Source organism: Galbibacter marinus, assembly GCF_000300875.1.
Taxonomy (GTDB): domain Bacteria; phylum Bacteroidota; class Bacteroidia; order Flavobacteriales; family Flavobacteriaceae; genus Galbibacter; species Galbibacter marinus.
The window spans coordinates 330,575-354,078 of sequence record NZ_AMSG01000001.1; the positions used below are offsets into that span (position 1 = coordinate 330,575).

The window sequence follows — 23,504 nt, forward strand, 5'->3', positions numbered from 1 at the left end:
TTTTCCTCTCCACCAGCTATATTACTTACACATCTAAAGAAGAAATTTCGCAAGCTTTGTCTTTAAAACGGGTTTCAATACACGATTTTCCTGGTAATCCTTTGAGAGACGGCAGTGATTAATTCATATGAAATTGTCGAGGCTGTGCTTGCTAGTTCTGCTGCACTATGTTCTGGGCCGAAAATAACAACTTCATCTCCCGCCTTACAGTCCACCCCGCTAACATCAATCATTAGCATATCCATACAGACATTACCCACAATAGGACATCTTTTACCATGAAGGGTTAAAAACCCGTTTCTTTGACCGTATTGCCGGGATATTCCATCGGCATGGCCAATTGGAATAGTGGCTGTAGTCATTGGAACAGAGGCAACGTGCCCTCTGTTATAGCCAACACTTTCTCCAGGTTTTAAATGGTGTATTTGTGAGATGATACTCTTTAGACTTGCAATAGGTGTTAAGCATAGGTTATACTGAGGATCATTTCCAAAACCATATAATCCAATTCCGCTACGAACCATATCAAATTCTGCTTCGCGGCTATAATTTAAAATCCCAGAGGTATTCAATAGGTGAAACAGAGGTCTATAAGATAACATTGAAATGATCTCATTTCGAATTTCTTTAAAGGCTTTAATTTGATTAAGGGTGAAGTCCTTTTCATTTATATCTTCTGATGCTCCTAAGTGGGAAAAAACAGACGCTATTTTTAATTGGGATTGAGCTTTAAATTTCTTGAGTAATTCAGGGAGATCCTCCGCATTAAAACCTAAACGATTTAGTCCTGTGTTAAATTTTAAATGAACAGGATACTGATTCTCTTGTTTTCCAACTTTTAGAAAGGATTCTAATACAGGATAACTATAGATGCTTGGTTGTAAATTAAATTTGATAATATCCTTGAAATGAAGCTGCAATGGATGTAGCACCACGATAGGTGTTTTCACACCCGCTTCCCTGAGTCTTATACCTTCTTTAGTGTAGGCAACAGCAAAATAATCCACCCCCAAATTTTCTAAATACAAGGCTATTTCGCAAGAATCGCTTCCATAAGCATAGGCTTTGACAACAGCCATGAATTTGGTATTCGGATTTAGATTTGAACGTAAATGGTGGTAATTCGCTTTTAGTGAGGGTAGGTTAATTTCCAGTGTTGTTTCCTGAATCTTGGTCATTATCTGTATTTTTTTCAATGCGGTCTGTTACCTCTACCACATCCTTGACTTCCATTTTATTCAATTTCTCTCTTAGCATCGCTTTAAAGTAAGCAGCTCTACTTAATGGCTCATACTCTTCGGTTTCTCCTAGTAACACCAAATTTTCATTGGAAGATTTTCTAAAGCTGTAGTTGGCCAAATTTCCAGTTCTTGTACATACAGCGTGTACCTTAGTGACATATTCAGCTGTAGCCATCAGTGCAGGCATGGGGCCAAAAGGATTACCTTTAAAATCCATATCCAACCCAGCAACCACAACCCGAACGCCTTTGTTGGCTAAATCATTGCATACCGATACAATTTCCTCATCAAAAAATTGCGCTTCGTCAATACCAACTACATCACAGTCATCAGCCAATAGTCTAATATTGGCGGCTGCAGGAACTGGAGTTGATCGAATTTCATTGGCATCATGTGAAATTACCATTTGATCATCATAGCGATTATCAACACTGGGTTTAAAGATTTCAACCTTCTGTTTGGCAAATTGTGCACGTTTCAAACGACGAATCAATTCCTCGGTCTTACCAGAAAACATGGAACCGCAGATTACCTCTATCCATCCAAACTGTTCTTTATGATTTACTGTATTCTCTAGAAACATGTTATTATTTTCTCGGGGTATTTAAAAGGAAATTCTCGCTTTAGCATACGACAAAACAAACTTACATAATTAATTTTTTTGGTTTACGGATTAAAAAAAATAATATCAACAATTTCGACTAAATTTAATTTCAACTTCATAACACCTGATCTGGAGGTAAAGTTTTTTCATCAGTACTTAAAACATATGCTTGATCCTGTAAGCCCGTGTTTTAACCACTATTTCGGCAAAATCACCCAGTATTTTAAGAGAAATTAAACGGACTTTTAATAAAAAAATAGCTATCTTTTAGCCGTCCTAATCGTTGTGGTATAAGGCCAAGTAATTTAATCGTAGAATCGCTTAAAATAGATATGATGAAAAAGCAATTGGAAGCAGAACTGATGGTATTAGCGCAAAAGGTATTGAACAAAAAAGGGGCAGATGATGTTCTTGTTTTACACTCCCAAGCGCAAAAGTTATACGAAAAACTAACACTCCTAAAATATGTTGAAACTCATTTTGGTGAACTCCAGACAACAGATCACAAACATGAAATTGCTGATCGATTTGAAGTCTTAGCCAATGAGGTTCTTAAAGGAAATACGGATGTTCCAGAATCGAATCCCAACGCTGACGAAGAAGAGATTATGACGCCAGTGATGGATACGATCAAAGATTTGGTTGGTGAGATGCCCGAAGAAGAAACCTTAGAGGATATACTAGCTGGGATACTTCCTCAGCCAACATTTGTCAAACGAGATAAAGAGACCGTGACACCAAAAACCTCAGAGGTTGACACCATGATCGTTAAAAATTACCCAAAACCATCAGATTTTCAAGCTCATGGTGGGTTTAAGATAGGATTAAACGATAAGCTCGCTTTTATCAAGCACCTTTTTAATGACAGCAGTGAGGATTATGTAAGAGTGGTTTCTCAAATTAACACCATTGATTCTTTTGAAAATGCTCAGGAGTTTATCGTTACCATGGTAAAACCAGATTACAATCATTGGCAGGGTAAGGAAACTTATGAGACACGGTTTATGACTATAGTAGAACAGAAGTTTTCTTAAATCTCAGTGATAGAAAATTTTAAAAGAAAAGTCCTCAAAATTGTTGAATTTTGTAGTCTTTAAGCGCGCAACATGGCAAAACTTTATATTGTCCCAACTCCTATTGGGAATTTAGAAGACATTACCTTAAGGGCAATTCGAATACTCAAAGAGGCGGACTTGATTCTTGCAGAGGACACACGCACTAGTGGAAAATTGTTAAAACATCTTCAGGTTCAATCCCCAATGCAGAGCCATCATATGCATAACGAGCACAAGACTGTTCCTGGTTTGGTAGACCGTATTTTAAGTGGCCTAACCGTGGCTTTAATAAGTGATGCTGGCACCCCTGCAATATCTGATCCTGGGTTTTTACTCACTAGAGCATGTGTAGAAAATGGGATTGAAATAGAGTGTCTGCCTGGAGCTACTGCTTTTGTCCCTGCACTTGTCAATAGCGGTCTTCCCAATGATCGATTTGTTTTCGAGGGTTTCTTGCCAGTGAAAAAAGGACGACAAACACGTTTAAAGTTTTTAGAAAATGAAACGCGGACCATGATATTTTATGAGTCACCCCACAAGCTTTTAAAAACCCTTGGGGATTTTTCAACTTATTTTGGAGAAGAACGATCACTTTCGGTATCAAGGGAGTTAACCAAGTTGCATGAACAAACTATAAGAGGAACAGTTTCTGAGCTCATCGTTCATTTTGAGCAAGTGGCTCCAAGGGGCGAATTCGTAATTGTGGTAGCAGGTAAAACATAAAGAAAGGGAACGCTTTGAGCACGCTTTTAGAGGATATAAAACAGTGTAAATTGTGCGCAAAGTATTTGCCGCTGGAGCCCAAACCAATTCTTCGCTTTCATGAAAAATCAAAAATAATGATTATCGGACAAGCGCCTGGATTAAAAGCTCACCAAAGCGGATTGGATTTTGATGACCCTAGTGGAGATAAGCTAAGGACTTGGCTAGGAGTTGATAGAGAAACATTTTACAATACGGATAATTTTGCCGTTATCCCTATGGGATTTTGTTTTCCTGGAAAGGGGAAAACGGGAGATTTGCCTCCAAGACCAGAATGTCGACCCAAGTGGCACCCAAGTATCATAGAGTCTTTGAGTGAAGTGGAGTTAACTATATTAATCGGAGCTTACGCGCAAAAGGCGTATCTTGGAGAAAGATTTCAAAAGAATTTAACTCAAACGGTTTTGAACTATCACAAGTACCTACCCACCGAGTTTCCTATTCCTCACCCTTCTCCTACCAATAGATTTTGGATGGCGAAGAACAAGTGGTTTACTACCGATGTCCTTCCAGTATTGCAGCAACGGGTCGAGATGATTTTAAGTTGATTGATCTTATTTTTAGCTTAATATTCCGTATTTTTGATGGTTCAAACAGGAGATAAACTTTGATTCTCCTATTAATTTTATCTTGTTTAAATCCAACTTTTAAAAGCACTTATTATGGCAAATACAACTACAGTGGTAACCACCTGGAAAAACAATATGCAGTTTCATTCTACCAATCCTGCAGGGGAATTAAACATTGATGCAAGTCCAGAGGATGGAGGTGATGGAGAAGGACTACGCCCTAAAGCACTGATGCTATCAGCTCTTGCTGGGTGTTCTGGTTTGGATGTAGCCTCACTGATGAAAAAAATGAAGCTTGAAGTGGAGGATTTTAAAATTGACATCACTGCACAGCTTACTGATGAACATCCAAAATATTATCATAAAGTTAAAGTAGAATACCATTTCTATGGATCTAATTTGGATCAAAAGAAATTGGATAAGGCGGTTAATTTATCTGTAGAGAAATATTGCGGGGTGATGGAGATGTTTAGAAAATTCGCAGATATGGATATACAAACCATTTATCATAATTCTTAATCTAAATTACAAATTCAAATCGAAAGCACTATAAAAATTCCTAAATACCGGTGGAACCTCTTAGCAGCACCTGCTAAAGATGATGTGGCCTTTTTGGCAGGTCAATTAAATGTTGATCATAGTATAGCTAGCCTATTAATTCAAAGGGGCTTTTTAAACTTTGATCAATCCAAGACCTTCTTTAGACCTTCACTTAATGATCTACACGATCCCTTCTTAATGAAGGATATGCAAAAGGCTGTGGATCGTATTCAAAGAGCGATTGAAAATAAGGAGCACATTTTAGTTTACGGTGACTATGATGTAGACGGTACAACTTCAGTGGCATTACTCTATAGTTACCTAAGCGAATCATATCCTTATGTTACCACTTATATTCCAGATCGTTACCAGGAAGGTTATGGTGTGTCTTTTGCAGGTATTGATTATGCCAAGCAGCATAATTGTAGCCTCATTATAGCTTTGGACTGCGGGATTAAAGCCTTGGATAAGGTGGCCTATGCCAAAGATGAAGGTATCGACTTTGTTATATGTGATCACCATAGACCTGGAGCTGAGGTCCCTGATGCGATTGCAGTTTTAGACCCCAAACAAGAAGACTGCTCTTATCCCTATAAGGAGTTATGCGGATGTGGAGTAGGATTTAAACTTATTCAAGCCTTGGCACTAAGTGATGGAAAAACCATCACAGACTTAATTTCATATTTGGACTTTGTTGCCACAGCAATTGGAGCAGACATTGTTCCCATCACAGGTGAAAATAGAGTATTGGCCTATTTTGGGATGATACAGATCAACGAATATCCAAGGGTTGGATTTAAGGCCTTGACTCCCCAATTGAATAGGAAGCTTAGTATGACGGATGTAATTTTTAAGATTGCTCCTCGAATTAATGCTGCTGGAAGAATGGAGCACGCAAGTTATGCGGTTGAAATACTGATTGAAAAAAAGCTAGAAAAGGCCATAGAAATGGCTCAAGGAATTGAAACCTTCAACAGTAGTCGGAAAGACTTGGACAAAGAAATCACCAAGGCAGCATTGGAACAAATAAGTAGAAACAAGGAGGAAGATTGTGCTACTACGGTTGTATATGATCCCTCTTGGCATAAGGGGGTTATCGGTATTGTAGCATCTCGTTTAACCGAGACCTATTACCGGCCTACAATTGTTTTTACTAAAAGTGGCGATAAGTTTGCTGCCTCCGCTAGATCTGTTAAGGGATTTGATGTTTATAATGCTTTAGAGGCATGCAGTGATTGTATAGAACAGTTTGGTGGACATATGTATGCCGCGGGTCTTACCCTAAGTCCAGATCAGTACGGGCCTTTTAAGGAAAAATTTGAAAAAGTAGTACTCCAGACTATCGATAAGCGTCTATTGATCCCAGAAATTAAGGCAGATCTAAAAATTGATTTTAACGATATCACGCCAAAATTTTATCGAATACTCAAGCAGTTCGCTCCTTTTGGTCCTGGAAATACCATACCAGTATTTCTGTCCCAAAACCTAAGGGATACTGGCAGTAGTAGATGTGTTGGTCAAGAGGATGCACATCTGAAACTCAGTCTAGCCCAATGTGACGGAGTGATTTTTGATGGAATTGCTTTTGGTATGGGTCATAAACTAACTCTTTTAAAAAGTAATCAACCTGTGGACATCCTTTACACCATCGATGAGAATCATTTCAATGGAAAGACGAATCTCCAACTTATCATAAGAGATATTAAGCCCACAATTCTCGGGTGAATTGGACCGTTCAAACCTCTTGATAAACTGTTAGGAAAAGGATATAATTTCGACTATATTATAGTGATATCAATGTTGTTTAATTAAATATGTAAAAGGATATGCTTACTTGGAAAGACATTATAAATTTCACTCAGAATTCGAATCCAACACCCAATAGGCGCGTGGAGAAAACTCCAGAGCAATGGAAAGAAATACTCACTGATCATCAATTTAAAATCACTAGACAAAAGGGTACAGAAATGGCGCACACAGGTGCTCATTGTACCACACATGAACCTGGAAAATATCACTGCGCTTGTTGCGCTGAACCTTTGTTTGATTCAGGTATTAAGTTTGAATCAGGAACAGGATGGCCGAGCTTTACGCAACCCGTTGCAGAAAACGCTATTAAATATGATAAAGATATTTCCTTTGGGATGGTACGCGTAGAGGTGATGTGCAACGTTTGCGATGCGCATCTAGGACATGTGTTTCCTGATGGTCCTGAACCTTCTGGATTGCGATATTGCGTTAATTCTGCATCAATTGAACTTGAAAAACAAACACAGCATGAGCCAAAGTAACAACTATGAATTAGCAACCCTAGGAGGAGGCTGTTTTTGGTGTGTGGAAGCTGTTTTACAACGTTTAAAAGGCGTACATTCCATTACTTCAGGTTACTCTGGTGGAAATGCTCCTGGTCACCCAACCTATAGGGAGGTATGTTCCGGGCTCACTGGTCATGCGGAAGTAGTACAGGTAAGTTTTGATCCTACTATTATAAGCTATCAAGATTTACTTGGCATTTTTTTAACCAGTCATGATCCTACCACTTTAAATAGACAAGGTGGAGATGTGGGAACCCAATACCGATCTGTTATATTTTATCACAATGATAAGCAGAAGGAAATTGCGCAAGATGTTGTAAAGAAATTAGGATCTTATTTTGACGATCCAATTGTGACAGAAATCAGTCCTTTAGATAAATTTTATCCAGCGGAGTCATATCATCAAGATTATTATAATAACAATCAATCTCAAGGATATTGTGCAATGGTAATTACTCCTAAAATTGTAAAGCTAAAACAGCACTTTGCCGACCGGTTGAAGCCCTTAGATAATTAATGACTTTTTAAAGTTCAAACAAATGGCACCAATGAAGAACCTTAACTTAAATATCGATAATAGTTTTACTCGAGAACTCCCAGGGGATCCCATTTTAGAAAATTATATTCGCCAGGTTCAACAGGCAAGCTATTCTTTTGTGGAACCTCAAAAAAGTAAAGCACCAAAACTACTCCATGTCTCAAAGGATTTAAGTGATCAACTTGGCTTGTCTGAAAAGGATATCCAAGGGGGTCAATTCCTTAATATAGTCACGGGAAATGAGCCTTTATCCCAGAGTAAGCCCTATGCCATGAATTACGGCGGACATCAGTTTGGTAATTGGGCTGGGCAGTTAGGAGATGGACGGGCTATTAATATTGGAGAAGGAATTAAAGGGGATAAACGATATGTTCTACAATTAAAAGGAGCTGGTAAGACTCCTTATTCTAGAAGGGGAGATGGACGAGCTGTGCTACGTTCCTCGATTCGTGAATATTTATGTAGTGAAGCCATGTTTCATCTTGGCATTCCTACCACAAGAGCTCTTTCACTTTCTCTAACTGGAGATAAGGTGCTCAGGGATATACTTTATGATGGCAATCCCGAGTACGAACTGGGTGCTATAGTCTCTAGAGTTGCTCCGAGTTTTATTCGCTTTGGTAATTTTGAACTTTACTCTCAAAGGGGTGATATAGAAAATCTTAAGCGATTGACTGATTACACGATAAAATACTTTTATCCTCATCTTGGAGCCCCATCCAAGACGACTTATATAGCCTTTTTTAAAGAAGTCATGAGGCGTACTCTGGATACGATTATTCACTGGCAGAGAGTAGGTTTTGTTCACGGGGTGCTAAATACTGATAATATGTCTATTCTGGGTCTCACTATTGATTATGGGCCATATGGATGGCTAGAGGTCTATGACCACAATTGGACTCCAAATACTACAGATTTACCACAAAAGCGATATCGATTTGCTAACCAACACAATGTAGGATTGTGGAATCTCTATCAATTGGCCAATGCACTCTATCCTTTAATTGAGGAGTTAGAACCGATTGAAGAAATCCTTGAAAGTTATGAAAGTGCCTTTACCACAAAGTACTTAAAAATGCTAAGATCTAAGCTAGGCCTAGAAAAAGAACATCCTGATGACGTCGAGCTTTTAAGCGAATTAGATCAAGTATTAACTCTCACAGAAACAGACATGACTCTGTTTTATAGAAAATTGAGTACCTTTAGCAAGAACAAACCAAAGCAAGGTTTAGATACGATAATGGATGCCTTTTACGTTAAAGAAGAGCTTAACCATGAAATAAAACAAAAGTGGAATGCTTGGTTTGTAAAGTACAGTGAGCGTCTGAAGTTAGAGGATGCCGCGGATGAACAACGAAAAATTAAAATGAATAACACAAACCCCAAATATGTGTTGAGAAACTATATGGCCCAGCTGGCAATAGATGCCGCCGAGCAGGGAGATTACGGTTTAATAGACCAATTTTACATCATGTTACAAAACCCATATAAAGAACAACCGCAGTTTGAAAAATGGTTTGCGAAACGACCACAATGGGCCGCTGATAAAGTAGGTTGCTCAATGTTATCCTGCAGTTCATAACCAAAAAACCAATCAAATGAAAACCAATCTTTTAACCCTGTTGTTGTTTATAACATCACCTTCTCTATTGCTCGCCCAACAGGGAGACCAATGGACGGACAAAGTGTATTCCGTAGAAGGAAATTGGAAAATTCAAGAAGATCAAGGAACCTTTTATTTTGTGTTAGGCAATGATTTTATGACCCTTGCTGGGCCAGATCTAAAGGTCTATCTATCCCCAATGACAATTGAGGAAATTGGTGATAGAGAATCTATTGACAAAAATGGAGGAGTAATGATTGCTGGGTTAAAATCTAATAAAGGTGCTCAAAAATATCCATTTCCAAAAGGTATCCAACCTGGTGATTATAAATCCTTAGTGATTTTTTGCCCTCAGTTTTCCGTGGTCTGGGGAGGAGTCTCTCTAGAGGCAGAAAATTAAAGGCAGTCAAGAGGAAGATTAAGGATTCTCAAAAGTCTTGAGCTCCATAGTTTCTCCATCAAAAACCCCATAGGTATAATACTGAATCCAATCCCCAAGATTAATATAATGACTTTGATTCCCTAAGGAAATTTCAAGAGGCAGATGTCTGTGGCCAAACACAAAATAATCGCGGTGCTTTTGTTCTAATTTACGCTTTGCGTATTGTACCAACCACTCTTTATCTTCCCCTAAAAAGGTAATGTCTTCATCGCCAGAAATTAACTTATTTTTCACCGATAGATACTGTGCAAGGCGAACACCTAGATCGGGGTGTAACCATCTAAAGAACCATTTTGCCACAGGGTTTGTAAAAAGTTTTTTCATACGTTTATACCCTTTATCTCCAGGGCCCAAACCATCACCATGGCCTATAAAAAAAGATGTGTCATTAAATTGAAACTCTTTGGGTTGATGAAAAACTTCAATATTGAGTTCCTGCTCGAAATAGCCATTCATCCACAAATCGTGATTTCCGACAAAATAATAAATAGGAATTCCAGCATCGGTTAATTCAGCAAGTTTACCAAGAGTTCTAGTAAAGCCTTTTGGCACAACTGTTTTATACTCAAACCAAAAATCAAATAGATCCCCTAAGAGAAAAATAGCTGCAGCATCTTTACTTACAGTATCAAGCCAATGCACGAATTTCTTTTCGCGAACCAAACTCTGTTTTTGTGTAGGTGCTCCCAAATGATTGTCGGAAGCAAAATATATTTTTTTACCCTTTGGAATTTGCATTCGGTTTGTTTTGAGGATAAAGATATAATAATTAGAGAACTTCTAGGAGCGCACTAGCTATTATCACTAGCATACCATTCGGCATAGGAACTTTCAGTTTCTTGAAGTCTGAGCGAAAAGAGTTTGATATGCGAAGGGAGTCGTTTTTGGATTTTAATGGCAAAATCAACCACCATGTTCTCACTTGTTGGTTGATAATCAACAAGAATTACATGATGACCGCGATTGGATAATTCCTCTGCCAGTTCCTTATGAGGCGTATTTTGATTAAATACAGTCGCATGATCAAATTGATCTACGATCTCTTCTTTTACAATTTTCTTTAAATCTCCAAAGTCGATAACCATGCCTAGTTTTACATTATTAGGATCTGTAATAGGACTGCCAATAACGGTCACCGATAGCTTGTAACTATGGCCGTGAACGTTTCTACACTTCCCGTCATAACCATAAAGTGCATGCCCAGTTTCAAAACTAAATTGTTTGGTAATTCTAATTGTGCTCATCGTTTGAAAATTTGTGCAAAGATACTACAGAATTTCTAGCCTGATGGTGCAAATTATAATGTTATCGATTGCACAATAGAGGTGGTTTGTCTCAATTCCTCTATTAATACTTCAATAATCATCGATTATTATGGGGTATGATGTAGTTTGAGGAGCATTATGTTATGAAAAACGATAAAATTTAACTTAATATTTGGAATTCTACAATTTATAAATATATTTGTGTAATCGATTGCATTTATGAGTGTTTAAATTGCAGTTATAATCAACCACTAAAAACCAATTTTATGAAACACCAAAGTTCTTCAAATGCCTCAGATCATTGCAAGGATGTGAGTGGCTTTGTGCAGAAGCCTCCTAAGGAATGGAAATTAGGGATGGTTTTTCTTTTTTTTACTCTTTTTACTACAACGATTTCGGCGCAACAAATTCAGGTCACTGGAAAGGTTGAAGCTGGAGATGTTGGCGGTCCATTACCTGGGGTAACTGTTTTGGAAAAAGGAGTTAGTAATGGAACCTCTACTAATTTTGACGGTGAATTTTCACTGTCCGTTTCAGGTCCAGAATCCGTTCTGGTATTTTCTTACATTGGATATTCTACTAAAGAAATTGTTGTGGGTAACCAAACCACCATCAACCTTGTTTTAGAAGAGGATGTCAACCAGTTGGATGAGGTTGTACTGATCGATTATGGATATGGTAAGGTACAACAGTCCGATATGACTGGGTCTGTGGCTACCATGAGCAGTACAGAGATAGCGAAAATTCCAGTGGCCAGTGCTGCGGAGGTACTCTCTGGTAGGTTACCAGGTGTGAATGTAACTACTGCCGATGGAGAACCAGGCGCTGAAATTCGAATTAGAGTTCGTGGAGGTGGTTCTATTACTCAGGACAATTCTCCTCTTTTTGTTGTTGATGGATTTATTGTTAGTAGTATAACAGATGTCCCCCCAAACGATATTCAAAGTATTGATGTTTTAAAGGATGCTGCTGCCACAGCAGTTTACGGAGCCCAGGCTTCTAATGGTGTTGTGGTTATCACTACAAAATCACCTACTGTTGGAAAGGTGTCCATTTCCTATAACAACTATTTTCAGTTTAACGAATTACCAAAAGATAGACGCTACGAAGTTTTATCTCCTTATGAATATGTGATGGCAAATTATGAGTATGCCAGATTGCAAGGTCAAACCGCAGTGGATGATTTCGAGAAATATTTTGGGAACTACGATGACTTAGAATTGTATAAATATAAACCTGCCACGGATTGGCAAGAAGAATTGTTTGGTGGGCAGAGAATGTCTCAGTATCACAATTTGAGTGTTAGTGGTGGAACTGAACAAACAAAAATGCGATTAAGTGTTACCCGAAACAATGAAGAGGGACTATTAACTGGTTCAGCTTATGAGCGAACTTCGATTAATTTTAAATTAAATCAAAAGCTAGCCGATCCTTTGTATTTAGATGTATCTGCAAGGATTACCAATACAGAGATCGACGGTGCAGGAACCTCCAATAATGCACAATTAAAAATTAAAGATGCCGTACAGGCAAGGCCTGTTAACGGTATTGCGGATGAATTGGATATTGATTTGAACGCACCGAATACGGATAATGATTACCAACAATTTTTATTGTCTTTGGTCGATCCTACTGAACTTGTTAAACAAGATTGGAGAAAACGAAGCGATAATAATTATGTCCTTAATGCAGGATTGACCTGGTCAATACTACCTGATTTGGACCTTAAGACCGTTTACACCAATCAACGTAGGTTCCGAGAAGAATTACGTTTCTATGGACCTTTAACAGGTGAGTCGTTTAACAATGGGGGAAGCATGCCACTAGGGCAAAAGGAAGATCGTGACAACACTTCCTATCGTTGGCTTACTACTTTGAATTATAAAAAACAATGGTCATCAGATTATAAATTAGACTTCTTAGTTGGTTTCGAAATGTCGTCTTCATCAGGAAAACGTTCCTTTATTCGAGCCGAAGACTTTAGATTGTCTATTACGCCTGAGGAATTATTTGCTAATATGGCCTTTGGTCGTGTGGATAGACTCTCCACTTCTGAAGATACAGATATTAATAGACGCTCTGCTTTTGGACGTCTGGATTTTCAGCTTTGGGAACGTTTTATATGGACGCTAACCTTTAGAGCAGATGAATCGAGTCGTTTCTCCGAAGGAAATCGATTGGGTGTGTTTCCCGCTTTGGCTTTCGCCTGGAAACTTAACAACGAAAAATTCATGGAGAATGTCGATTTCGTTGATGATCTAAAACTTAGAATCACTTATGGTGAAACGGGTAATGATCGTATTGATGCTACGGCAACACAGTTTCTTTTTTCCGCAACTACTAACCGTGGACCAGGTTTTGGAAACATAGACAATGTATATTACACTCCTAGCAGCGATATTTTATACAATCCGGATTTAAAATGGGAAACAACGGTGACCAACAATATAGGGTTGGATTTTACCCTTTTCAATCACAGACTAAGAGGAAGCTTAGATTACTATAAGAATGAAACTAGAGACTTACTTTTGGCTTCCGCTATACCGAATAATACTGGATTCTCTGAACAATGGGCTAATATTGGTTCAACTTCTAATCAGGGTATTGAGTTTGGGGCAACAGGTTATATTGTAGATACAGATAATTTTAGTCTTTCAGCTAATTTCAATATTGGTGCCAATACCTTTAAGATTGAGGAGCTCGATGGAACTACAGAACGATTTCAACGATCCAATTGGGCAAGTACTGACTTAAATAACATAAACGATTATTACCTTACTGTAGGTGGTAAAATAGGAGATATTTATGGTTATGTGACCGATGGCATGTACACCACAAATGATTTTGAGTCTTATGACCAAGCCGCAGGAGAATACATTTTAAAAGAAGGGATTCCTTCTTCAGGGTCGGTGGTAGGAAATACTAACATCCGTCCAGGGTTTCTACGATTAAAAGATTTGGATGGCAATGGAGAAATTAACGCCGATGACCGTAAGGTGATTGGAAATGCGCTTCCTGATTTTCAAGGTGGATTTGGACTAAGCGCTCAGTACAAAGGTTTCGATCTATCTATTTTCTTTAACTATCAGTATGGAAACGATGTTTACAATACTGGGAAAATACAGTACAATCAGTTCAGAAGGGTGACTTATGGTAATATGTTAAACACCATGAATATGGATAATCGCTATTCCTATATCGATGTGGACGGACAGCTAACAGGAGTAGCTGGTGGAGTGGTAACCGATTTAAATCAATTACAACAACTAAACCAGGATAAGAATATATGGTCTCATGGTAGTCATGGGATTGCAGGTGCTGTGGTTCATTCATGGGCTATTGAGGATGGTTCCTTTTTAAGACTTAACAATTTGACCTTGGGATATAACTTACCCAGAAAATGGATTTCCAAACTTGGAATGACACAATTTAGAGTTTATGCCACTGGTAGAAACCTAAAATTATGGACCAATTATTCAGGGTATGATCCTGAAGTGAATTCATCAAACAACGGTCTTACACCAGGAGTGGATTACTCTTCCTTTCCTAGAAGCCGTTCGTACACCTTTGGGCTAAACCTAACTTTTTAATCCTTTTAAACAATGAAAAATATAGCAAGTTTATTTAAAATAGGATTTACATCAATTACGCTGATCTTTGCCATGTCGGCCTGTAGTGATGATTTTATGGAGCCAGACTCTATTTCGACCTTCGATAATGCATATATTTATTCCAATGTAGATGATGCCAGAAATGGGGTCAACGCGATTTACTCCTATTTTAATCAGGACGCCTTTCGTTCCCGTTTATCAAATAACTTTACTGGAAATACCGATATTGAACACCAATCGGGATGGAGTAGTAATGGAGATCGTTATCAGATATGGAATCTCGATGCCCTTCCAAGTAATAGGGATTTAGATATTGTATGGACTTATGCTTATAGAGCCATAAGAGATGCCAATATTGCCATTGAAGGAATTACCTTAAGTGGAAATTTAGAAAATCAAGACCAGACAATTCGTGCTACAATGCATCATTTGCTAGGGGAAGCTTATACCCTTAGGGCGTACTGGTATAGTATGCTGATCTATTATTTTGGAGATGTTCCCTATGTGGTTAGTGCACCTATTGCAGGTCAGGATTTTAATTTACCCAAAACCCATAGAAACGAAATTTTAAGTGGGGAAATTCAGCAACTAATTGCTGTTGAACAGAACATGAAGTGGGCCGACCAAACCACCTATGGTGTTGAACAGGTTAATAGAGAATACACCTTAGGAATGATCGCTCGTTTAGCCTTACAAAGGGGTGGATATTATCTAAAACCAAACCTTAGTCTTGGCAGGGAAAGTGATTATCTTGAATATTATGAGATTGCTAAACAATATACTCAGAAACTGATCACACTAAAAGATCGCCCACTGCCAGAGGATTTTTCTCAGATATTCCTAAACAATGTAACCTTTCAAACACCGACCAACAGTGAAATACTTTTCGAAGTACCTTTTTCACTTAACAGTGGCGATGTGGGCTGGAATATTGGGATTGAAGTTGAAGGAGGGCCAACTTCCTCTCATGCTTATGGTTCCGGAAATAATTATATGGCCATGCCAGTTACCTATTACTTTTCTTTTGACACCTTAGATATTAGAAGAGATGTCACTTGTGGATTGTATAGAATAAACAAGGACTTTGAGGCTGAATTTATCAATGGGCCCATGAATATTTCTCAAGGTAAATGGGGGCGTCATTTACTGACAACACCTCCAGGAGCTTCTACGGCTAAAAGTACAGGGATCAACTGGCCGATGATGCGATATGCTGATGTTCTTTTGATGTTTGCAGAAGCAGAAAATGAGCTAAACGGTCCAACAGCTGCAGCTCAAGAAGCCTTGAAACGTGTCCGTCAAAGAGCTTTTAAGAGCGAGGATTGGGCGGAAAAAGTTGATCAGTATGTCGCTGAAATCTCCGCTGATAAATCCAGTTTCTTCGATGCAATTGTCGATGAACGCGCTTGGGAATTTGGTGGTGAGATGATACGCAAATATGAACTTATTCGCTGGGGGATATACTCAGAAAAGGTGGCTGAAACTGTTGAAGGATTAAAAAAATTGGCAGACGAGGCTAATAATGGTACAACGGATCTCCCTGATTATATGTATTGGAAATTAGATCAGCAAGGTGAATTCACCATTTTGAATCCTAATCGAAAAGTAATTGCACCCCCAGATGATACTTGGAATCAAGTACCTTTTCTATTGGATCTACACGATGAGACCACTAATTATGATGAGTGGATTACTAGGGATTGGGAGAATTACATTAACGGCCCTAATCCAGGAGTAGTTAGGTATATTTTTCCTATACCCACAATTGCGGTGGAGAATAGTCAGGGCACACTAAAAAATGATGGATACGGATTCTAGATCAACTAAAAAAACACCAAAATGAAAATCAACAAAAATATAATGAACAATCAGCTCCTTATCTGCTTTGTCCTATGTGCTGGTTTCTTTATAGCATGTAGTGATGATGATCAGTCAGACTATGAGAAAACAAGGCTATTTCGTCCAGTACTCAATGAAGAGTTGTACTCTGAAGGCAATAGTATTATTGTAGATATGGGTAGCTTAAAAGCGGCTCAGTCCTATAGTTTTGAGGTGAGTAGGGATACTTTTTCTACCGTGGATTACGCCTTTAAAACGGACACCAGCTTTGTGACCATTGATGAGAAATTAGTAGGTGAAGAATTATTTTGGAATACGTTATATCAGGTAAGGGTTATTGCCCATGCATCAGACCCACAGTACGATAGTAAGATGTCAGATTTAGGGAATGTGCGCACACAGCGTTTCCCTACGATTTTGAATATTCCAAAGGCTTACGATGTGACGGATGTAGCTGCTAGGGTTACTTGGACCCCTACAGGAGCTGCCGTAACTTCAATGCAAGTATTCGCAGGAGAAGATTTGAAATTAGCCACTCCACTAATCGATGCTGTTTCGGTAGGATCAGATGAGCAAGCAAGTGGAGAAAGCTTTATTTATGGACTAGAGCCAGAGACTGATTACCAAATAGCTATTTACAGTGGAGACGAAATCCGTGGTTGGGTGAATTACAGCACAAAAGTAGCTGATCTTGATCCTAGTCTTCCAAATGTTATTGACCTCACCGAAAATGAGAGTTCTTCTGCTGTGGCAGATGCGGTGGCAACTGCACCAGACGGAGCCATTATTCTGGTCAAACGTGGTGTAACCTATGATTTGCCATCGGATGATTTAACCAAATCAATTACCATCCGAGGAGCCTATGGCTTTGGACCGCAGAAGGCTAAATTGTATACCACTGGGAATTGGAATATTGCGGCCAATAGCAATATCGATCATATTAACTTTATAGATATGGAAATCAGAGGTGAAGATTATAGTGGAGACTATGTATTTAATCCCAATACGGACAATGTATATGTTAGAGAGCTGAATTTTGAAAATTGTGAGATAGGAACCTTTAGAGGTATTATTAGAATTAGAGGAACTGTGGAGATTGATAACTATATCATCAATAACAGCGTTGTTGATAGTATTGGAGGTTATGGAATTATCACCACCGACACTGACCCTAGTGATCCTATGACGGCTCATGTGAATACTATTGTTTTGAGTAACAGTACTTTTAATAAAATTGATACTGGAATACAGTCACGTAATAATTCGCTATCCTTGACCATTGAGGGTTGTACATTTGCCAATTTTATTGTTCCTGGAGGCCGATTACTGCGTTACAGAGGCGGTGATGGAAACAACAATATCACTGGTGGGATAACCATTAGTAATTCTGTATTCGGTCATAGTTGGGATCAATCAGGAGCAGGGGAATACGGAAGTATTCAAGGAATTGGAGAAGGTTTGGAATCTACCTCTATTTCACTTTTAAACAACTATAGTACTCAGAATTTTGCTTTTAGTGAATCAACTGAAATTCCTGGGTTTCCTCTCGGGAATTACAATAGTACACAAGAGGATTTATGGGTGAACCCAGATCAGAATGACTTTAATTATAAAGACTCTGGGTTTTCTGGAAAATACACCGCTGGTGATCCACGATGGAGAGCCAAGCTTTAAAGAATGGAATTGAATTGTTTTAGTTTGTTTGTAGTTAAATTTGCTTAACGCTGAGAAAACGCACCGGTAGTAGTTAGTATACCGGTGCATGACTCAGTCTCTTAAGTATTCAAGCTAATTGGAACATCAGAATTATATAATTTTTAGCATATGTTTAAGAAGAGTCGCGTACTAGGATACCTTTTATTTCTTTGTAGCTTTTCGCTTTCTGCTCAGCAGTTGGCTTTTCCGGGAGCTGAAGGTTATGGGCAATACGCCTCTGGAGGTAGAGGTGGCGAAGTATATGTGGTTACCAATGTAAACGATGACGGAGAAGGTAGTTTAAGAAAAGGTATTCGCAAAGATGGACCAAGAATTATTGTGTTTGCAGTCTCAGGGACTATAAATTTAGAATCTCCTTTAGATATTAATAAACCAGACTTGACGATTCTTGGACAGACCGCTCCACCAAAGGGAATCACTTTAAAAGGATATCCATTAAATGTAAAGGCGAACAACGTTATTATTCGATACCTTCGGTGTCGTATGGGCGATATTAACGGTATCGAATCGGATGCTCTTGGAGGTCGCGATTTAAAAGGTGTTATAATCGACCACTGTTCCATAAGTTGGGCTGTAGATGAGAATGTTTCCTTTTATAGAAATGAGGACTTCACCATGCAATGGTGCATCGTTTCTGAGGCTTTGAACAAATCAGTTCATTCTAAAGGAGCTCATGGATATGGAGGAATTTGGGGTGGTGTAAACGCATCTTTTCATCACAATCTAATTGCCAATAACAACAGTAGAAATCCCAGGTTTAGCGGTTCTAAGTCTACCAAAAACAGTAAAGATGAATTTGTAGATTTTCGCAATAATGTAATCTACAATTGGGGGTTTAATAGTGTGTATGGAGGAGAGAATGGCACCTATTCCATGGTCAATAATTATTATAAACCAGGGCCAGCAACTACCAAAGAAGACCGTATTGTGAACCCGTCTAAACCTTATGGTAAATTTTATGTGGAAGGTAACTTCATAGAAGGTTCTGCGAAGATATCTATGGATAATTGGGATGGCGGTGTTCAGTGTGATCAGCCTGAATTAACTAAGCTTACCACAGCTCCAGAAGTTGAAAATGTAAAAACCCATCAAGCAAAACAGGCCTATCGACTAGTGCTAAGAGATGCTGGAAATAGCCTTTACAGGGACGCAGTCGATCTTCGCATAATACAAGGAGTTAAAACAGGAAAAGCAGCTTATAACAAAGGGATTATAGATTCTCAAGATGATGTAGATGGTTGGCCTATTCTTCCAAAAAACAGTATAGAGCAGGATACTGATTTGGATGGGATTCCTGATTTTTGGGAAGATGATAATGGTTTAGATAAAACAAAAAATGATGCGGGTTTACATACCTTAGATAATCATTATGTAAATATTGAGGTGTATGCAAATTCGCTAGTTCCTAAGGTGTATGACTATACAGTGGCACCCGATGGAAGTGGAGATTTTTTAAAGGTACAGGACGCTATTGATGCCGTGCCTGATTTTCGTAAAAATCGAACCTATATTTATATTAGTAATGGTGTGTATAAAGAGAAACTAATACTGCCAAATAGTAAAACAAATGTGAGTTTGATAGGACAGGACAAAGAAAAAACCATCATAACAAATGACGATTTCGCCTCTAAGGTAAATGAATTTGGAGAAGAAATGGGAACTACAGGCTCTAGTACATTTTTTGTTTTCGGTGATGGTTTTCAGAGTGAGAATTTGAGTTTTGAAAATAGTGCTGGAAATGTTGGTCAAGCTGTGGCTGTTCGAGTAAGTGGTGACAGGGTTGTATTTTACAATTGTAGATTCCTTGGAAACCAAGACACCTTATACTTACAAGGAACTCATAGTAGGCAATATTATAAAGAGTGCTATATTGAAGGAACCGTCGATTTTATTTTTGGCGCCTCTACAGCGTTCTTTGAAAACTGTACCATTAATGCCAAGTCTAAAGGTTATATTACAGCGGCTTCGACAACAAAGGATACGCCATATGGGATGGTTTTTAAAAATTGTAAACTTATTAGTAGTTCCCAAAAACACAGTGTTTACCTAGGGCGCCCTTGGAGGAATTATGCCCAAACGGTTTGGATTGACTGTTATATGGAGGATCATATAATACCCCAAGGATGGCATAATTGGAACAAGCCTGAGGCGGAGCGAACAGTAGTTTATGCCGAATTCAACTCCAGTGGACCTGGCGCAGCAACTAACCGAGTGGCATGGTCCAAGAAGTTAACCAAAAGCAAAGCTTTGGAGTATACTAAAGAAAAGATATTAAAAGGAAATGATAATTGGAATCCAACTATAAACAATTGAATTAACAACTATGAAACAAATTATTTTCAGCCTAATGATTTTTAGCCTTATTATAGGCTGTAAAACCGAATCTAAAAAGCAGGTCACCCAGGAAAAAGATGCTGCAGATTTAATCATTGAGTCCATAACAGTACCCGAATTTCCAGATAATGATTTTAGCATTATGGATTACGGCGCAGTAGGAGATGGAACAACGGATAATACACAGGCCATTAAAGATGCAATTCAGGCTTGTGTGGAAGCAGGTGGTGGAAAAGTTGTTATCCCAGCAGGGAAATTCTTAACTGGCCCTATTCACTTAAAGAGCAACGTGAATTTACATCTTGAAAAAAATTCGGAAGTAATATTCACCAAAGATAAACAAGCCTATCTCCCTGTGGTTAGAACTTCATATGAAGGTGTAGAACTTATGAATTATTCGCCTCTTATATATGCCTATCAACAAAAAAACATAGCCGTTACAGGAAGCGGTACTTTTAATGGTCAAGCTGGTAAAGAAAACTGGTGGCCATGGAGCGGTGCTGAGCGATATGGTCATAAAAAAGGAGATCCACATCAAAGGGATTCTATAAACTTGCCAAGACTGCGTAAAATGAATGAGGATGCTACACCTGTTAGTGAGCGAATCTTTGGAGAGGGTCATCATCTACGACCAACATTCTTTGAGCCTTTTGAAAGCGAAAATGTGCTGATTAAAGGCGTTACCTTTATCAATGCTCCTTTCTGGGTAATGCATCCAATTAAGTGTACTAATGTGACTGTTGATGGAGTTAAGGTGATTAGTCATGGACCAAATAATGATGGTTGTAATCCAGAGTACAGTAAAAATGTACATATCACCAACTGTGTGTTTGATACAGGGGATGATTGTATCGCTATTAAATCTGGTCGAAATGATGAAGGTCGAAGAGTAGGTATAGTCAGTGAAAACATTGTGGTGGAGAACTGTATTATGAAAGATGGCCATGGTGGCGTTGTAATGGGAAGTGAAATTTCAGCAGGCGTTCGCAATGTTTATGTGAGAAACTGTAAGATGGATAGCCCTAATTTGGATCGAGCAATCCGTATTAAAACCAATACCTTAAGAGGAGGTTTTGTTGAGAATGTTTTTGTGAAAGATATTCAGGTTGGACAGGTGAAGGAAGCCTTTTTGAAAATCAACACCTATTATGCGATTTATGACAATCAAGAAGGAGAACACATACCAACTATCAAGAATATTCATATCGAAAATGTAACGGTTGAAGACGGAGGTAAATACGGGATTTTAATTCAAGGACGTGAAGAAAATCCAGTTAAAAATGTGACATTTAAGAATGTAACCATAAAAAAGGCAGAAATGCCTATGCGAGTTGAAAATTCAGAGCCTATTGAGTTTACAAATACTACAATAGGTGGGCAAAAATATTAATTAACCATGATTAGAATTCGTTTTTATACCTTTCTTGTTGTAAGTGTTCTGTGCGGTCTTTTATCTATTGTTAAAGCCCAAAACCCGTATCAATCTATAGTTTGGCAAAGTGATCAAGGCGATGGAACTTACAAAAATCCAGTTTTATATGCAGATTATTCAGATCCTGATGTAATTCGAGTAGGAGAGGATTACTATATGACTGCTTCAAGCTTTAATTGTGCCCCCGGCCTTCCAATTCTACATTCAAAAGATATGGTGAATTGGCAGTTAGTGAATCATGCATTACCTTTTCAGGTTCCCAATGAGCATTTTAGTGTTCCTCAGCATGGTAATGGAGTGTGGGCACCGAGCATTCGGTATCATAATGAACATTATTATATCTATTGGGGAGATCCTGATTTTGGAATTTATATGGTAAAGACCAAAGATCCTTTTGGATCATGGGATCCTCCAGTACTTGTTATGGAAGCCAAAGGGGCTATAGATCCATCGCCTCTATGGGATGATGATGGAAAGGCTTATTTGGTTCATGCTTGGGCTGGAAGCCGTGCAGGGGTAAAGAGTTTATTAACCGTTCATCGCATGAACGCAGAGGGTACTAAAGTACTCGATGCTGGAAAACATGTTTTTGATGGTCATGATGAACATCCTACTGTTGAAGGATCTAAATTTTACAAGCGCAATGGTTATTATTATATATTCGCCCCTGCTGGTGGGGTAGCCACTGGATGGCAATTGATATTACGATCTAAGGACATTTATGGTCCTTACCAAGAAAAAATAGTTTTAGAACAAGGTAGTACTACAGTGAATGGTCCGCATCAAGGTGCTTGGGTGGACACCCCTGAAGGTACTTCATGGTTCTATCATTTTCAGGATTTAGATCCCTATGGACGACTTGTTCACCTACAACCCATGCAATGGAAAGATAATTGGCCTGTAATGGGTGAAGATTATGATGGAAACGGTGTAGGAGAACCTGTGAGGCAGTATAAAAAGCCTATTAGTGGAGCTGATTATCCCATACAACAACCGGTAGAGTCCGATGAATTTAATTCCGATGAGTTGGGGTTGCAATGGCAGTGGCAGGCAAATCCAAATGTATTGTGGAGCGCACAAATTCGAGGAACAGAACATCTACGGTTGTTTTCTATTAAAACCGATCCAAAGGATAAAAATCTATGGACGGCACCGAACCTTTTATTGCAAAAATTTCCAGCCCCAGAGTTTTCAGCCACCACCAAGGTAAGACTGTATCCAGAGGAGGCTACCTCGGGTAAAAGAGCAGGATTAATCATAATGGGAATGGATTATGCAGCTTTGAGTATTGTTTATGATAACCAGAAGTATTACGTCCAAAGATCAGAAAGCATCAATGCCATTGACCAGCAACAGGAAGTTGTTTTGGATAAAGCGCTTTTAACATCCAATCAGGTCTATTTTAGAGTAGAGGTGGTTGGTCCTAAAGGACAGTGTCAATTTAGCTATAGCGAAAATGGTAAGAAATTTAAAAATATTGGAAAACCATTTTATGCACAACCAGGCAAATGGATCGGTGCAAAAGTAGGACTCTTTTGCGTAAGTACCCCAGAGGCTAAACGCGGTGGATATGCTGATTTTGATTGGTTTAGGGTGGACTAACACAGAAAATCATTTTTAGTTTTGGAATTTTCGGAT

19 protein-coding genes are annotated in these 23,504 nt (G+C 38.6%); 15 read left to right on the forward strand and 4 right to left on the reverse strand.

The features are described from left to right. Window positions 1–74: 74 nt before the first annotated feature. Together alr and I215_RS01460 are read right to left on the reverse strand one after the other, a co-directional pair. Window positions 75–1,178: an alanine racemase gene (gene alr, locus I215_RS01455; RefSeq protein ID WP_008990167.1), complete on the reverse strand. Its 1,104-nt coding sequence runs from the start codon at window positions 1,176–1,178 to the stop codon at window positions 75–77. After that, window positions 1,144–1,824, reverse strand: a complete 681-nt coding sequence (locus I215_RS01460) for a thymidine kinase (RefSeq protein WP_008990168.1) — start codon at window positions 1,822–1,824, stop codon at window positions 1,144–1,146. The genes alr and I215_RS01460 overlap by 35 nt, the downstream gene beginning before the upstream one ends. Before the next feature lie 353 nt (window positions 1,825–2,177). On the opposite strand from I215_RS01460, the gene I215_RS01465 reads away from it, so the two are divergent. The 9 genes from I215_RS01465 to I215_RS01505 all read left to right on the forward strand — a co-directional run bounded on the left by I215_RS01465 (window position 2,178) and on the right by I215_RS01505 (window position 9,627). After that, window positions 2,178–2,879, forward strand: coding sequence for a hypothetical protein (locus tag I215_RS01465; protein ID WP_237738907.1), 702 nt, complete (start codon window positions 2,178–2,180; stop codon window positions 2,877–2,879). Between the two features lie 72 nt (window positions 2,880–2,951). Beyond that, a complete protein-coding gene (rsmI, locus tag I215_RS01470; RefSeq protein ID WP_008990170.1) occupies window positions 2,952–3,623 on the forward strand; it encodes a 16S rRNA (cytidine(1402)-2'-O)-methyltransferase in 672 nt (223 codons plus the stop codon). Window positions 3,624–3,637: 14 nt separating this feature from the next. After that, complete coding sequence (locus I215_RS01475) at window positions 3,638–4,210, forward strand: uracil-DNA glycosylase family protein (RefSeq protein WP_040459661.1); 573 nt, start codon at window positions 3,638–3,640, stop codon at window positions 4,208–4,210. Window positions 4,211–4,324: 114 nt separating this feature from the next. After that, window positions 4,325–4,750 carry an OsmC family protein gene (locus tag I215_RS01480; protein ID WP_008990172.1) on the forward strand — a complete coding sequence of 142 codons (426 nt, stop codon included), beginning with the start codon at window positions 4,325–4,327 and terminating at the stop codon, window positions 4,748–4,750. Between the two features lie 84 nt (window positions 4,751–4,834). Continuing rightward, the gene (gene recJ / locus I215_RS01485; protein WP_008990173.1) at window positions 4,835–6,496 is read left to right on the forward strand and encodes a single-stranded-DNA-specific exonuclease RecJ; all 1,662 of its coding nucleotides are present in this window, start codon (window positions 4,835–4,837) and stop codon (window positions 6,494–6,496) included. A 101-nt stretch (window positions 6,497–6,597) separates the two neighbouring features. After that, a complete protein-coding gene (gene msrB / locus I215_RS01490; RefSeq protein ID WP_008990174.1) occupies window positions 6,598–7,062 on the forward strand; it encodes a peptide-methionine (R)-S-oxide reductase MsrB in 465 nt (154 codons plus the stop codon). Next, window positions 7,049–7,603, forward strand: coding sequence for a peptide-methionine (S)-S-oxide reductase MsrA (gene msrA, locus I215_RS01495; protein WP_008990175.1), 555 nt, complete (start codon window positions 7,049–7,051; stop codon window positions 7,601–7,603). The genes msrB and msrA overlap by 14 nt, the downstream gene beginning before the upstream one ends. 31 nt (window positions 7,604–7,634) lie before the next feature. Further along, window positions 7,635–9,206, forward strand: a complete 1,572-nt coding sequence (locus tag I215_RS01500) for a protein adenylyltransferase SelO (RefSeq protein WP_156800160.1) — start codon at window positions 7,635–7,637, stop codon at window positions 9,204–9,206. A 16-nt stretch (window positions 9,207–9,222) separates the two neighbouring features. Further along, window positions 9,223–9,627 (forward strand): DM13 domain-containing protein, encoded by a 405-nt coding sequence (locus I215_RS01505; protein ID WP_008990177.1) that lies wholly within the window; start codon window positions 9,223–9,225, stop codon window positions 9,625–9,627. A gap of 18 nt (window positions 9,628–9,645) precedes the next feature. On the opposite strand, the gene I215_RS01510 is transcribed toward I215_RS01505, so the two are convergent. Both I215_RS01510 and I215_RS01515 read right to left on the reverse strand, forming a co-directional pair. Next, the gene (locus I215_RS01510; protein ID WP_008990178.1) at window positions 9,646–10,407 is read right to left on the reverse strand and encodes a UDP-2,3-diacylglucosamine diphosphatase; all 762 of its coding nucleotides are present in this window, start codon (window positions 10,405–10,407) and stop codon (window positions 9,646–9,648) included. Window positions 10,408–10,460: 53 nt separating this feature from the next. After that, the gene (locus I215_RS01515; protein WP_008990179.1) at window positions 10,461–10,913 is read right to left on the reverse strand and encodes a 6-pyruvoyl trahydropterin synthase family protein; all 453 of its coding nucleotides are present in this window, start codon (window positions 10,911–10,913) and stop codon (window positions 10,461–10,463) included. A gap of 287 nt (window positions 10,914–11,200) precedes the next feature. On the opposite strand from I215_RS01515, the gene I215_RS01520 reads away from it, so the two are divergent. The 6 genes from I215_RS01520 to I215_RS01545 all read left to right on the forward strand — a co-directional run bounded on the left by I215_RS01520 (window position 11,201) and on the right by I215_RS01545 (window position 23,468). Continuing rightward, on the forward strand, window positions 11,201–14,524 hold the full coding sequence (locus I215_RS01520; RefSeq protein ID WP_008990180.1) for a SusC/RagA family TonB-linked outer membrane protein: 3,324 nt from the start codon (window positions 11,201–11,203) through the stop codon (window positions 14,522–14,524). Window positions 14,525–14,536: 12 nt separating this feature from the next. After that, a complete protein-coding gene (locus I215_RS01525; protein ID WP_008990181.1) occupies window positions 14,537–16,363 on the forward strand; it encodes a RagB/SusD family nutrient uptake outer membrane protein in 1,827 nt (608 codons plus the stop codon). A 21-nt stretch (window positions 16,364–16,384) separates the two neighbouring features. Beyond that, the gene (locus I215_RS01530; RefSeq protein WP_008990182.1) at window positions 16,385–18,058 is read left to right on the forward strand and encodes a DUF5123 domain-containing protein; all 1,674 of its coding nucleotides are present in this window, start codon (window positions 16,385–16,387) and stop codon (window positions 18,056–18,058) included. Between the two features lie 150 nt (window positions 18,059–18,208). Then, window positions 18,209–20,413, forward strand: coding sequence for a pectinesterase family protein (locus tag I215_RS01535; RefSeq protein WP_008990183.1), 2,205 nt, complete (start codon window positions 18,209–18,211; stop codon window positions 20,411–20,413). Window positions 20,414–20,423: 10 nt separating this feature from the next. Further along, window positions 20,424–21,824, forward strand: a complete 1,401-nt coding sequence (locus tag I215_RS01540) for a glycoside hydrolase family 28 protein (protein ID WP_008990184.1) — start codon at window positions 20,424–20,426, stop codon at window positions 21,822–21,824. A 6-nt stretch (window positions 21,825–21,830) separates the two neighbouring features. Beyond that, window positions 21,831–23,468: a glycoside hydrolase family 43 protein gene (locus I215_RS01545; RefSeq protein ID WP_008990185.1), complete on the forward strand. Its 1,638-nt coding sequence runs from the start codon at window positions 21,831–21,833 to the stop codon at window positions 23,466–23,468. Window positions 23,469–23,504 lie beyond the last annotated feature (36 nt).